8 protein-coding genes, 1 tRNA gene and 1 pseudogene are annotated in these 13,664 nt (G+C 63.6%); 7 read left to right on the forward strand and 3 right to left on the reverse strand.

Features of this window, described 5'->3' with window-relative positions:
• Nucleotides 1–236: 236 nt before the first annotated feature.
• On the reverse strand, nucleotides 237–1,382 hold the full coding sequence (locus tag ACWCRJ_RS17315) for a DNA cytosine methyltransferase (protein ID WP_450940054.1): 1,146 nt from the start codon (nucleotides 1,380–1,382) through the stop codon (nucleotides 237–239).
• Nucleotides 1,383–1,903: 521 nt separating this feature from the next.
• On the opposite strand from ACWCRJ_RS17315, the gene ACWCRJ_RS17320 reads away from it, so the two are divergent.
• The 6 genes from ACWCRJ_RS17320 (at nucleotide 1,904) to ACWCRJ_RS17345 (ending at nucleotide 11,901) form a co-directional block, all read left to right on the forward strand.
• Nucleotides 1,904–3,736, forward strand: a complete 1,833-nt coding sequence (locus ACWCRJ_RS17320; RefSeq protein WP_450940055.1) for a hypothetical protein — start codon at nucleotides 1,904–1,906, stop codon at nucleotides 3,734–3,736.
• Complete coding sequence (locus ACWCRJ_RS17325) at nucleotides 3,736–5,187, forward strand: hypothetical protein (protein ID WP_450940056.1); 1,452 nt, start codon at nucleotides 3,736–3,738, stop codon at nucleotides 5,185–5,187. The genes ACWCRJ_RS17320 and ACWCRJ_RS17325 overlap by 1 nt, the downstream gene beginning before the upstream one ends.
• Nucleotides 5,184–10,223 carry an FtsK/SpoIIIE domain-containing protein gene (locus ACWCRJ_RS17330; protein ID WP_450940057.1) on the forward strand — a complete coding sequence of 1,680 codons (5,040 nt, stop codon included), beginning with the start codon at nucleotides 5,184–5,186 and terminating at the stop codon, nucleotides 10,221–10,223. The genes ACWCRJ_RS17325 and ACWCRJ_RS17330 overlap by 4 nt, the downstream gene beginning before the upstream one ends.
• Before the next feature lie 203 nt (nucleotides 10,224–10,426).
• On the forward strand, nucleotides 10,427–10,714 hold the full coding sequence (locus tag ACWCRJ_RS17335; RefSeq protein WP_450940058.1) for a hypothetical protein: 288 nt from the start codon (nucleotides 10,427–10,429) through the stop codon (nucleotides 10,712–10,714).
• Between the two features lie 129 nt (nucleotides 10,715–10,843).
• Nucleotides 10,844–10,921 (forward strand) — tRNA-Arg (locus ACWCRJ_RS17340).
• 230 nt (nucleotides 10,922–11,151) lie between these two features.
• Complete coding sequence (locus ACWCRJ_RS17345) at nucleotides 11,152–11,901, forward strand: hypothetical protein (RefSeq protein WP_450940059.1); 750 nt, start codon at nucleotides 11,152–11,154, stop codon at nucleotides 11,899–11,901.
• A gap of 32 nt (nucleotides 11,902–11,933) precedes the next feature.
• Here the strand turns inward: ACWCRJ_RS17345 and ACWCRJ_RS17350 are convergent, their stop codons facing one another.
• Both ACWCRJ_RS17350 and ACWCRJ_RS17355 read right to left on the reverse strand, forming a co-directional pair.
• Nucleotides 11,934–12,095: a hypothetical protein gene (locus tag ACWCRJ_RS17350; protein ID WP_450940060.1), complete on the reverse strand. Its 162-nt coding sequence runs from the start codon at nucleotides 12,093–12,095 to the stop codon at nucleotides 11,934–11,936.
• A 140-nt stretch (nucleotides 12,096–12,235) separates the two neighbouring features.
• Nucleotides 12,236–12,427: a hypothetical protein gene (locus tag ACWCRJ_RS17355; protein ID WP_450940061.1), complete on the reverse strand. Its 192-nt coding sequence runs from the start codon at nucleotides 12,425–12,427 to the stop codon at nucleotides 12,236–12,238.
• A 365-nt stretch (nucleotides 12,428–12,792) separates the two neighbouring features.
• On the opposite strand from ACWCRJ_RS17355, the pseudogene ACWCRJ_RS17360 reads away from it, so the two are divergent.
• Nucleotides 12,793–13,541 (forward strand): annotated as a pseudogene (locus ACWCRJ_RS17360) (transposase family protein).
• Nucleotides 13,542–13,664 lie beyond the last annotated feature (123 nt).

Raw genomic sequence — 13,664 nt, forward strand, 5'->3', positions numbered from 1 at the left:
CCCATGGTGGCGGACCCCAGCGGCGAGTACGACAAGACAATGCCGATCATGGCAGCCCACCTCGCGAAGATCGAACGGGCGGTCAGCCGGACCCGCGCCTCACATGCGGGGCAGCCGTGCGCAGCGGTCATCAGGCACTGGCCGAAGCACTGCAAAACGAGGGCGCCCAACGCGTCGTGTCTCAGCTCGTCGAGGAGTTGGTACCTCTGATCTCTGGGGGCAGGACCTCAGGAGCTTCAGCAGGCGAGGTCGACAACTGCGTCAGCAAAGTCGTCCTCAAGCAGTTGGGGAGCCTCGCCCTTCGTCTGCAGAACTTCAGCGTCGAAGAGTTTGGAGGTCAGCGCCTCGGTCAGGGGCGGAGGTACGGCGTTGCCGATGATGACCTGAATCTCGGTGCGAGTCAGCTCGTAGCGAGGCTTGACCCTCTCGTCGACGAATTTGAAATAGTCCGGAAAGCCCTGGATGCGCGCAGCCTCGTGTGCGGTCAGACATCGAGGGACACCAGGATGGACAAACCGTCCGCGCCCCATCGTCGCGAAACCGCTGGTAATGGTCTGAGACGGACGGTCCCACCACAAGCGGCCATACATTGAGGTGTAATTGTGCTCGCCCTGGTGACAATCGGGTCGCTCTTCGTTCGGCAGATTATGCTCGTCGTTCTCAAAGAGATATTTCATACGCCGCTGGTTATCCGAGTTGGGTACGGCAGCTTCATCGAAGAATGACTTCGGTCGAATGTTGAGCAGATCGCCGATGGCCCAACGCAGGTCCTGGGGTGCAGCATTGTGGTCTTCGATCTGCAGCAGGTCAGCAGCCGAAAAGCCAAAAGACAGCGCATCTTTGTGGACGGCCAGCAGTATGTGGCGCTTGCGTGTCTGGGCGACCCCGAGCTTGAGTAGGTCGATACGACTCGTGGCGACATCGTATCCGAGCTTCTTGAGGTGAACGATGGCGCGGGAGACCACCTGCTGCTTGTCATTGACAACGGCTAGTACGTTCTCAATGACGACTACACTGGGGCGCAGAACCTCTGCGGCGCGAGCCATACGCAGATACAGCCGGTTCTTGGGATCGTCGCGGCGAGTGTGGTTGTTGAGGTTACTGTGCCCCTGACACGGCGGCCCGCCGATTAGGAGCTCCACCTCACCCACCGTCGAGAGAGTCTCGGACTCCTGAGCGGTCAACGGGGCGCCAAGGTCACCGTCGAAGTAGGATTCGACGGATCCCTGTTGGACGTTGGCCTTGGGAAAGTTGGCTTTGAACACCTTCGTGGGAGCTGCCTCAAAGTCAACCGCGAGACGAACATCGAGCGAGACGTCATGCTTGCGGGCTGCCTGGGCAATACCGAGGGTGAGGCCACCGCAGCCGGCGAAGAGGTCCACGACTCGCAGGGAGCCGACACCTTCCTCAAACTTCGGCCGCCGCTTGGCCCGCAAGGGGTGCCGCTCACCCACGTGTGACCCCCTCTGTGCTTGCTTGTAGTGCCGGCGGACTCTGTGCTTGCTTGTAGTGCCAGCGGAACGAGCGGTCATCGTACTCGATCAAGGGTGAGCCCGTGCGGTAGACCGAAACCTACGCCTGAAGTCCCGATCACGACGGTTCTACGCCTCACCTTCCAGCATTACGGGCACCTCAGGCCAGCTCATCAACTGCGATCAGCTGCGGCGCTGCTGCCACGGCGTCGACCGGGCGACATCCCGCGCTTCCTCAACGCGATCGCAGTCAACGTCGAGCACCGCGGCACCAAGCGCGGTCATCACGGATACCCAAGGTCCGAGGCACAGTCACGCGCTGGCGAGCCAGTCGCACCTAGGCGCCGAGACAGGTCATTTGATCTACCGTCAGGAGCACTGGCAGCTAAAATCTTGCAGCGCCCCAGGCCCGGTCGACGAAGGACAGCAGCATGCCGCTAGAGGTCAACAAACACGTCCAACGGATACGTCGTTACCAGCCGTTCGACGCCGACACCTCTGAGATGATCTACGAGCTGCAGGCAGACTGGACGCAGTCGCTGTTCCCTGTCGTGACGCTGAAATACCTGCTGGACGCCATTGAACGGCCAACAACGAAGACCATCGTCCTCACCGGGGACGCCGGGCATGGCAAGACGAGCCTGTGTGCCAGCCTTCTGGCCGAGCTGCGAGTCGATGCCGAGCCGATCACACCAGATGTCCGGAAGGCAGTTTTCCTCGAGCTGTCCGGGGCCGGAGACGCCCGCCGCTCTATAGGCCGGACCCGTAGCGGACGCCCGCTGTACATCCTCAGCGATCTCAGCGAGCTCAGCCCGCGGGCGGGCGCTCACAAGCTCGTGGAACTTCTTGACCCTTTGGACGAGGGCATCGCGATCATCTGCGCAAACGAGGGCCAACTGCGCAAGTGCGTCGCCGAAGATGACAACCTGGGCAAGGGCGGCACCGGGCGCGCCAAGATTCTGGTGAAGACCCTCACGGAAGGCATAGTCCGGGGGCAGGTCAGCGACCCCGACGGCAGAGTCACTGTTATCAACCTCAACTACCAGTCTGTAGCTGCCGACAGGCCCGACGGCGGGCTCATCCCTTGGGTCCTGAAGCAGTGGACGACGACCCAATGGGGGCGCTGGAAGCCCTGCGAGACCTGTGATGCACGGAAGGTCTGCCCAATCCTGGCCAACCGCAACGAGCTAAGCGATCCCACCCGCGGACCTCAGCGCCGGGACGGGATCCGGGACGTGTTCGCCGCGGCCGAGCGCACTGGGGCCGTAGTCACGACCCGTCAGGCGCTGTCGGTGACAAGCTACATGCTCACCGGCGGCCTGTCCTGCGAGAACGTCCATGCCAAGTACCAGCGGTCGCACTCCAACAGGTTGTGGCAGGCTCCCCACTTGTACCACCAGGCGCTCTTCGGTGACCGGCTGACCCAGCAACAGCGCCACCTGGTTCCTGCCTTCTTCGCGCTACGAAAACTGGACCCGGGCAAGATCTCCCGTCGCCAGGTCGACGACCGACTGGACCCAGACACGGCTGGCGACTTTCCTCCCGCAGACGCCAGTAGCTACCTGCAGAAGGTCCGCACAAATCGGGACGTCCAGAAGCAGGCCGAACAGTTGCGGGGCTTGTACACGTTCCTGCGACGAGCTGACTTCTTCAACAGCGACGACGACACGGATCGGTTCGCCCGCATGGGCCTGCAGGCCGGCGACGACTTCGTCCGTGTCCAGGACAAGAACCGGGACCTGGCAGACACCAGAGTGCGAGACCGCTTCCTCAAGGGCCTGGAAGCCGTCCAGGGCATCCACCGGGCGGGGAGCAACCCTGACTTCTTCATACTCGACCCCGCCTTCTTCACCCACCGTGCCCGCGCGGCCGTAGTCTCCCGGCGAGTGCCCAGCAAGGGCGTCGAGGTCGTCGACCAGGTCACCCAGTGGCAAAGGGAAGCCGGCGCGGGCGCAGACCCCGAGATGCAGAACGCCGTCGAGTGGCTCAACCGAGCCATCTACATTCGTATCCCGGCCGTCGCACCTGACCAGGACGCAGTCTCGGTGGAGGCGGACCTTCTGCGCTTCGAGTTGCTGACGCGGTGGGCCGCGGGCCTGCGTAGCGAGGTCCAGCACGAAGCAGAGATCCGCGGCCTGAGTGGATCCCTGGCAGAGCTGGCTGACTCGTCGAACAAGGAGGACGAGATCCAGGTACTGGTGGGCAACGTCATGAGGAAGCTCATGATCGACGTCGGCGACAAGATCAGGTCGGTGCGTGCGTGATGGCTGATCGTTCCAAGGCCGAGGTTGTCCTTCGCCTCTTCGGGGTGAATCTGGAACACCAGGGCCGCGGTTTCTACGTCCCGCTTGAGATGCTCGCGATCGCCCGTGGCGTCTACCTGGCACATCAGGAAGACCCGGAGATGTTCGCAGGGCTCCTGGACAACGGAGCCGACACGGCTTACAAGAGGACCTCTCACGACCTGGCCCGGCGGATCGCGACCAAGGCCCGCATCGTCGAGGGCGACGAGGAACTCGGCAAGGCCGTCGAGCTGGATTCTCTTGAGACGATGGAAACGCTCCACGCCCTGTTCTCGTCCCTGTTGGTCGAGATCCCCGGACGTCGTAGCCAGCCCAGTTGGTTCAGTGCGCACATCTATCCGTTCGTCGGTGAGCTCATCCACTACGACGCAGTCGAACGACGAATCAAGCAAATCGATGCCTCCCCCAAGAAGAGCGCCAAGAAGCGCAAGCAGGCCAGCAAGGTCGCTGCAGGCATCAATGCTCCGAGTATCGAGCGCTACCTCTTCCGCGATGGTGGGAGCTGGGCCTACAAAGTCCTGCGCACCGACCCTGATCCTGACCGCAAGGAAGCAACTCGACAGGGCCTGCGCGACCTTGTGCAGGACAGCGGCACCCCGCTGGGCAACCTTGCCAAGGCCCTCAGCGCGCACGACTTCGACTACGACGAAGCGCCCGTGGAAGGCTCAGACGCAGGAATCAAGCTGCACGAGGATCTCAGCCCATGGCCTGATCTGCTGAGGGAAGGGACCCACAACATCGTCAATCGGATTGCGACGGTTCCCAGGGCCAAGCGAACCGAGAGCCTCATGCACTGGGTCCCCTACTGCTTGGCACGCCACCAGCTGCACCTCGCACGCACGAAGCTCGGCACTACCGATCGAGAGTCCATCCTGTTGGACTTCGGCAACGAGGCGACCCCGCTACGCAGGGAGTCGCAGAAGAACCTCACCGGCTTCCGCAATGACATCGTCAACGCGATCAACGTCCAGGCTCGGGAAATGATCGACGAAATCGGATCCGAAGGCGACGAGGTCAGGAAGCACCGCTACGAAAGATTCACCAAGGAAGCCGGCAACGCGGTCACCTCGCCCCGGGCGTTCTTCACCGAGACCCTCGCCGCAGTGGGAGCCCTGAACGCGACGGTCGGACGCCGGCACTTCACCATGAAGCCCCCGATGCTTGAGGGGCTGGTATCCGCCACCGTCCCGCAGGGCACGGAGATGGAGTTCGACCAGTTCTGCGCTCTGCTGTACGAAAAGTACGGGGTCGTCGTGGAGAACAAGGTCGCAGCTGCGAGCCCATTGGCCCACGAGGTCGACCCATCCATCCTTGATCACAATGGCAAGGCGTTCCGGGAGAAGCTGGCCGCTATCGGTCTGCTCACTCAATATTCAGATGCAACCAGCATGGTTCGAGGGGAGCCCCGGTGACCGACAGCAGCATCCGAGCGCTCGGTCGGTTCGTCGCCGACGAAGCACTCCGCAAGGTCACTGAGATCAGCGGAGCCCGTGCCGTCCTGCGAGTCAGCGGGTTCGACCGGCCGACCGTGGCCGAGGCTCTCCGTCGCACGGCCCAGAGGCTGTTGGAGTCGCCGGACCGTCAGGTTGTCGTCAAGGTCGGAACCTCAGAGCCCATTGAAGGCGTACCTGCTGACTACCTGCTGGAACCGCAGGACCAGCTGACCAAGTGGCGAAATTCGGGACAGGGAAAGGCGGTGTTGCTCTTCGAGTGGGGGCAGTCTCCGGACGCACAGGGGCTGGCGGCCATGAACGCCCTTGACGATGCCACGATCCTGGGCGACCACCATGACGCCTCCGGCGAGCGCGGGTTCGACAGGTTCATGGCAGAAGCATGGCGGGAGGCGGATGGCACCGGCACCGTTCCGGCCCTGATGGGCGACTTTCTGCCAGAGATCTGGCGTGCCGTCACCGATGAGGAGCCCCGGTCCTTGCACCGCTGGGCGGCCTTCCTGGTCGAGACCGCGCAGAAGGTCGCAGCAACTCAGGTCCACACCCCTGACGTGGTCTACCCCGAAATCTCTGCAGCCCTGCCCGCTCTTGACCTCTTCCCGGACCGAGGGCTCTTCATCAAGCCTGCCGCGCTGCCCGCCCGGATCAAAAAGAACGTCTCGGTCAGTACCTTCAAGCACCCCACAGGCAAAGAGATCACCGAGGACGAGCTGATAGACCGCATCACCACGACCGAGTTCAGCGAGGAGTCTCTGGACCACATCGGTACGGACTCCGAGACTGCCAAGACGCGCATGCGCAGCCTCGTACGTAACCTCAATCGCAGTGGCTCTACCCCGCAGGATTCTCGTCAGCTGCGCCGCGAGCAGGACCTGACCCTCTGGCTTGAAGTCTTCGAGCAGAAGTCCAAGAAGATCGGCCTCGGCCAGCAGGTCCGGCAGGAGATCGAGAGGACCGGCGCAGATCGGGTCGACGAGTTCGACGCGATGATGATCGAAGATGCGCTCGACCGCGGAGACCAGGAAGCCGCACAGCGATTCCTTGACGAGGCTCCCGGTGGTGGGGCCGAGCCGCTTGCCGACCTGCTATCCAAGCGGTCGCGCCGCAAAGTCGAGAAGCTCGCCTTCCCGGACTCTCAGTTCGTCCAGGACCCGCTGCGTGCCCTGCTGCGCGAGCTGACCTACTTCTCCGACGAAGAGGAAGGCTCCGTCGTCGTCGGGCTAGAAGGCAACCAGGAAGCCGGGCGGTGGAGCCGCTGGCTGTTCGCTTTCCTGTACGCACGCACCCTGCGTGATGTCCAGGACTCCACCGGTCTTCGCCTGACCCTGGAGGTCAAAGACTGCCTCCTAAAACTGACCAAGCCGCCCCTGCCGGAGGAGGACGAGCCGTTTGACCCGAACACCGAGTGGGCCCCGCTGCGCATCCTGGTCGAGATGGACGGAGCCGCCCAGCGACGCTTTCGCTGGGACCCCCTGGGCATCCCGGGACAGATCGCACTGGCGGCCCTCATCCACGGCTGGCGAAACCCCCCTGGCTATGCCAGCAATCTGACCTTCGACGCCTTCCTTGAGCAGTTCAATGATCCCCGGCATTGGCAGGTCGACGAGCCTGTACCTGTTCCCACATCACATTTCGCCAGTCAGCTGGAGCGCCTCAAACTGGAACACTTCGAGCGTTTCTGCGACGGGCTCGACGCCGAGGAGATCAACGATTATGTACGTGAGTGGGAAGCCGTACTCCGCGAAGCTCGCACCACTCTGGTTCCCGACAACGCTCCGAACGCAGACCTTGAGGCCGTCGTCCTGACCGATGTCATCGGGCTGGCCGATCACCGCATGATGATGCTGGCCAGCCACCCGCTGAAGCTGCGCTGGCTGGCAAAGAACTACGCGGAGGTCGCCGGCAGCATCGCGACGGCCCTGAACAAGGAGGGAGGTCTGAGTCTCAACCAGGAGAACGAGGACCTCTTCTTCGACGCCATCGACCGTATCTCCCCACATGGGACACCGGCAGTCCTCGTCGGGCCGGGCGGCACGATCGCCATTCCGATGCGAGAATCGGCCGGGCACGAGGAGTACGCACCGGTCCGCTACGGCGGAAACGAGTCCAAGGACTGGCTCTCCAGCGTCGACGAGACCGCGATCGACGAGATGGTCCGCGTCATCACCGACTACCTGACGACCTACCCCCACAAACTCGACGGCCTACGTGTGCTGCTTCTGGACCGCAACGGCGACCCTGTCCTACCGATGCGCGTGGCCAAGCAGATGCGGGCCAAGAACCCTCGTCTGAAGGTTGATCTGGTTGTACTGGCTCCCCAGGCCACCCACCACGAGATCATCCAGGGTTTCGACCTGCATTTCTCCGGTGCGGAGATGTCCGAGGACAGCTTCCTGCCCGATGTCCAACTGATCCTGCAGGCATGGGAGCCCGACCAGGAAGCGGACCTCTCAGGGCTAGAAGACACCATCGACCTCGCACTGGCTCCGGCACTGTTCGGTACCCAGACCAGCATCAAGGAGAGTACCAAGAAGGTGTCCTTGTCGGGCTCCTTCAACCCCTGGAAGCACCCAGCGTCACACAACCTGGCTCAGACCAGCGAGAACGTCGTGAGAGCACTGTTGCCTGAGACCGCCGACGAGACTCTTGAGTCCTGGTCTACCTTGTGCGTGCGCTACGACCGCCGTTCCCCGGTCTCCCGGGAGAGTGTCGACGGCATCGACTACTTCGAGATGCAGGTGCAGTTCGATCAGCACCAGGACTTGTTCGCCACTCTGCACCGCGTGGCTCACTGGGTCGTCACTCTCGACAGCTTCATCGGCCGTGAGCAGATCGATGCCCTGCGCAACCGCCCTGACGTCATCCTCGTCAAGCCCAGTGTTGGCAAGAACGAGTCCTACACCCTCATTGTCAGCTCGCAGACCGGCCGGCAGTTCGTCGTCCAGCGACTGCAGCGCCGCCTGGAGCAGATCGGCGTCGTCACCCCGCAGGACTCCGAAGGCACCGCTAAGCGAATTTACGAGGTCGGCCGCAACGTGGCCCCGGGCGCCGTGCTGCGCTCCCTCGGTATCGGCACCACGGTCAACGAAGTCGTCGGCTTGGTCGCCACGCGGTTTGTCATCGACCAGCAGTTTCCCGTCTCTCGGCAGGGCACGAGCCTGGTCACCTGGATCAGCTTCGACGAGCACCACCGCTGGTTCGGCCGCGGACACAAAACCCGTGCCGATCTGGGCCGGTTCGTGCTCACCGTCCAAGACGACGGCACCGTTCGCCTGGATGTCCTGGTCGCCGAGTCCAAGTTCCGCCAGACCTTCGATGTCGGTTCAGCTGAGGAACAGCTCAACCGCACCACCGACCTGTGTGAGGATGCCTTCCGTTCGGACGGCAAGGCTCGCCACGACCGTCCCTTCTGGCTGGACGAGCTTGCCGCCGCGATCGCTCAGACCAGTGGAAATGCCCTGCAGGCCGCAGACCTTCCAGCTCGCACCTTGATCGGTAATGACGACCACCGTCAGGTCGAGGCGAAGGTCCTTGACGCCCTACGCTCCGAGGATGTGCAGCTCGGTCGAGTCACCGGCGTTGCCGTGGCCATCTCAGCTGAGGACGACCAGCCGGCACCCGCGGTCGGAAGCCTCGGCAAGCACACCCTGGTGAGGCTGAATAAGCCGGAACTGCTGAACCTCATCGGTGCTCTGCGCGCCAATCAGGACCCCACCAATGCCGACTCCCTTGTTGTCTCTGGGCACCTCAGTGGGACCGTTCAGGTCCCCGACGATGTCGTCAAGACCTGCTCAGTAGGTATTCCCGCCGAACTGCCTACTCCGGAAGAATTGACGGCACCTGTCGAGGTTGTCCGGGTGGCGGAGCCAACGTCTATTCCGGGAGCAGTAGTTGGGCGTCCCTCTGTCGCAGAGGTAGGTCCTGTCCCTCTGAAGGTTCACCGCGGTGGGCTCTCCGAGGAGGAGCTGAGGCTTCGATACAACAAGGTCGTTGACGTCTTCGCCCGCCACAAGGTCGCGGTCACCGCCCCGGAAGTCGGCAAGTGGCAGGAAGGACCTGGCTTCTACATCTTCCGGTTCGTCCCCAGTCCTGGGGTCACCGTGGATAAGTTGACCAACCGACGCGACGAGATCTTCCTGGCCCTGGCACTGCCCTCCGGGTTCAGCATTCGCACCCGCAGCGACCGCGGCTCCGTGCTGTTCGAAATCCCCAAGATCGACGACGAGAAATACGGGGTCGACGCCAAGGCGCTGTGGCAGCGGTGCCCGGCCGATCCCGAGAGCCTCATCGCCCCGCTGGGTGCCGACATCGAAGGCAACCCCGTCACCGTTGACCTGTCCTCCGCAGACTCACCGCACCTGCTGGTGGCCGGCACCACCGGATCAGGAAAATCCGTCGCCCTGGACACGATCCTCAAGGGCCTGGTCCGGTACGACAAGAGCACCCTGCGCCTCCGCCTCGTGGATCCCAAGGGCACCGAGCTTGTCGACTTCGAGGACGACCCTCACCTTGACGGCATGATCGGTATGGACGCCACCGACGCCATCGAGATTCTTGAGGAAACCGTCGACGAGATGGCCGTGCGGTACAAGGACATGAAGGCGATCCGCACACGCAAGCTCGTCGAGTACAACGCCAAGGTCGACAAAGCAGACCGAAAGCCCTGGATCGTCATTGTGCTGGACGAGTACGCCGACCTCACCAGCGATCCCGAAGAGAAGAAGCAAATCGAAGCGCTGCTCAAGCGCCTGACGCAGAAGGCCCGCGCTGCGGGCATCCACGTCATCGCAGCCACGCAGCGACCGAGTGCGGACGTCATCTCGACGACTATCCGCTCCAACTTCCCTGCCCAACTCGCCCTGCGGGTCAAGACGGCGACCGACAGCCGCATCATTCTGGACGAGACTGGAGCCGAAGCTCTGGCCGGACAGGGCGACGCCTTTCTGCACACAGCCAAGGGCACCATACGGGTGCAGGTTGCCTATGACGGGGGCTGACCAGGCCCCGCCATGTTTCATGCAACGAATGCGCACTCACCGTGCCAGTCCACGAACGGCAACGCGCTTAATGTCGCAGACCTAAACGACTGAGTCCGGTACCCGGGCCTATCGAAAGCGGCCGACACCGGAGAACACCGCCTCCGGCCAACCCAGCACCCGAACGGAAACCGCAGGACACCGATGCCCCTGCCGCTCCCGTCTTGGCCAGGACCGACCCGGCAGGCAGTGCTACCAACACCGAGGAGTCCGATACCCAAGCACTCGAACGGCTGCGGCGTGAGTTCGAGCGCCACATCCTCATGCTCTCCGACGGAGTCGGGGAGCTCCCCGAGCAGCTGGAAGAGATGTCCGAGCGTGCCAAGGCCGCTGGCCTGGACCACGCAATCGGCGTTCAACCAGCCAACGAGTGGACTCTACCCCTCACTCGGACGCTCGCCGCGCTTCGCAAAATCCCGGAGAGCGTCATGTCCATCAGCAGTCCTGAGTAACAAGTCAATGAGATCGCGAGCCGCTCTATGGCCCCACCCGGCGCTGAGGCACAGAGTACGCCCAAGCCAAACCCGGCTCCTGCTCGTGGACTATTTGTGGACGGGGAACCTTGCTGAGGGCAACCGTAGGCCCCTGACCTGCTGGAAGCATCAGCAGTGAAGGGGCCTCCGGAGCCGTGTGCGCAGGTTCGAATCCTGCCGGGGGCACCTTGTATGAGGTGCCCAAAGACCCCGCCATCAGCGCTTTCGCTGAGAACGGGGTCTTCGCGTATGTGCAGGCGTATGCAGCCCGGAGCGGCCGCATGTCGGCCTCTGTGGACGAGGTGTGGACGGGATCTTGGAGCATCGCCGCAGGTCGCCGACTGCTTCCGACGACAGAGCGACTAGCACGCCCCCAGCCGTGAAGTCTGCGGCGCCCGACTGCTTAGATCGCTGACATGACGGACTGGTCGCAGCTCAACCACGCCTACGGCACGGCAGAAGACGTTCCCGGTCTGCTCGACAGGGTGAGCAAAGCCCCGAACGACTCAGACTGGACCGAGCTCTGGTCCCGCTTGTGCCACCAGGGCACCGTCTACTCGGCAAGCCATGCCGCCTTGCCGGCCCTACGAGACATGGCGCGCCAGTGGTCGCCTGCGGACAGGCAGCAACCACTCTTGCTGGCCGGCGCCATCGCGGCCAGTACTGACCAGCCGTACGGCGAGCAGGATCCCCACGTGGCCTACGCCTCGGAGATGTCCGACCTGCTGCAACTGACTGAGGAAGCTCTTCGGGATCCGAGCCTCAGCGATGCCCCCGGAACTTACGTCTACTTGCTCGCCGCACTCCTCGGCTTCGAAGATGTCCCGGTTTGGGGCGAGCAACTCGACGGCCTGAACGACGACGAGTACGAAGTACCCTGCCCCGCGTGCAGCGCCGAGAACTTCATAGCCTTCGGTGAGTACGGCTTCTTCTCGACTACAGACAGCATGTACATGAACGAGACCGCGGCAAAGAAGATCCCTCTGCAGCCCGCAGACTCCTCAGCGCTGAAGGGGCTTGCCCAAAGACTGCGCAGTCGCGCGCTCGCCGACAACCAGGCTGATGTTGCGGGCAAGTTGACCTATCTTTTCGGTAGAGCGCAGTGCGCCGAATGTGACGCTGTCTTCAGCGTCGCGGATGCCGTTGCGACCCGCTGGGACGGGTGAACCGCTTTCGGCAGGGATGACTGGCCCCTCGCTCAGACGGGCTGGCTCCACGCCTGTTGATGGCGAGCGACGCTGTACACCTGCTCGACCTGCTCGGCCGTCAGCACCCCGGAAAGCGGCGCCAGTGCCGCCACCTGACGCTCCTGGTACACGCGCACGCTGAGCTGAGTGGCAACTGCCTTCAGATCGGTCACGCCGACTAAGAGACGAGCACGGGCTCCACAGGTACGGGAAAGCCGCAATAGTGCTCGAGCACATTGAGCCTTTTCAGCGTGACCACCGATCAGGTGACGGCTTCGACGCCCCTGGCAATAAGCACTCGCCGAGGAGACAGTCAGTTGAAAGCGTCAGTCATGCAGTCCACCCAACAGTCGGCGGCATCAAAGCGCTGGCGGAGGGCGGCAGCTGCCTCTTCGTGCTCCACGAAGTGCCCGTAGTGCTGGCACGCCACCCTGGTCACGTCCCCGACCGTGATGATGGCCGGTTCGCCGCGTGCGGCCCGGCGGCGTGCTTCGGCGATGGCCATGTCCGCAGAATGCAGCAGGCTTCTGGAACGGTCCCGGATCACGGCCGCCTGGGCCCGTTTCGCCGAGAGGGGGCGCAGGACACGTCCCCTCCAGACGTAGCCGGCGGCGACAAGGATGAGACCGAGCGCTACGAACAGGAGTCCGCCGGGGGCGTGAGGTCGCATCTATCCAGTCTTCACCACTCGCGTGGTGATCGTCATGCCCGCGCCGGCGTGACGCTGCCGATTTTCGGGGCGACTTGGTGTCAGTGATCCTTTCAGCACGGCCACTGATCGGGTGGCGCAGTCGGGATGCACAACGCACGAGGCTCCCATGCCGTTGGGGGAGGTGTTCGAAGTCTCAACTCACAGGCACGGGAGCCGCGTTGGTTCCGTCCTCTGCCGCACTCCACCTGCCCCACGCCCTGGTCGAGTGGGTCACCATGCTCATCGTCACCCGCGAGGGTGACCGACGATGCAAACTCCCGCCGCACCAGCGTGCGCTCGTCGCCGTGACGTACTTGCGTAAGCACGACACGCTTGCCCAGATCGCCGTCGGCTTCGGTATCTCGGTGGGCACCGCTCACGCTTGCACCACCTCGGTGATCAGCCCGCTCGCCGACCGTGCACCGGGCCTGCTGAAGGTGGTGCGCGAGACCGATCCCGACTACGTCCGCTCGACGGCACTCTCGCGGAGTGCGACCGCCTGGGCGACGGCCGGGCCGACTACTCTGCCAAGCACCGCCGACATGGTGTGAACGTGCAGTTGGTGACCGATCCGGATGGCCGGCTGCTGTGGATCTCGCCCGCATTGCCCGGCCGCGCGCACGAGGTAACCGCGGCCCGTACCCACCAGATCATCCGGATCTGCGAACGCCAGGGCGTCCGGGTCCTCGCCGACCGCGCCTACATGGGAGCTGGCCCGTGGGTGACAACGCCCCTCAGACGACCTCCGGGCCGTGACCTCACGCCAACCCAGCAAACCGTCAACCGAGCGCTGTCCGCGGCACGGGCACCGGTCGAGCACGGCGTCGCACGGCTCAAGTCGTAGCGGATCTTCCGCAGGGCACGATGCAGCCCAAATCGAATGTCGTCAATCTCCGCCGCTGTCCTCACCCTGGAGCGGCAGCGCTGAAAAGGCTCATTGAGGCTTTGCAGTTCCTACAGTAACTGCGTGACAGCGCCGACGAACACCGGTGGACGACCGCGAACGTCAGCGGGCCACCAGTACACGTGAGAGGCACACCAGCCCAAAGCG

The organism is Streptomyces sp. NPDC002324 (assembly GCF_053593335.1).

Coding starts and splice junctions, on each gene's coding strand:
- ACWCRJ_RS17355 (WP_450940061.1), bottom strand. CDS start 12,427: ATGGCCATCGCCGAAGCACGCCGCCGGGCCGCACGCGGCGAACCGGCC.
- ACWCRJ_RS17320 (WP_450940055.1), top strand. CDS start 1,904: ATGCCGCTAGAGGTCAACAAACACGTCCAACGGATACGTCGTTACCAG.
- ACWCRJ_RS17325 (WP_450940056.1), top strand. CDS start 3,736: ATGGCTGATCGTTCCAAGGCCGAGGTTGTCCTTCGCCTCTTCGGGGTG.
- ACWCRJ_RS17345 (WP_450940059.1), top strand. CDS start 11,152: ATGACGGACTGGTCGCAGCTCAACCACGCCTACGGCACGGCAGAAGAC.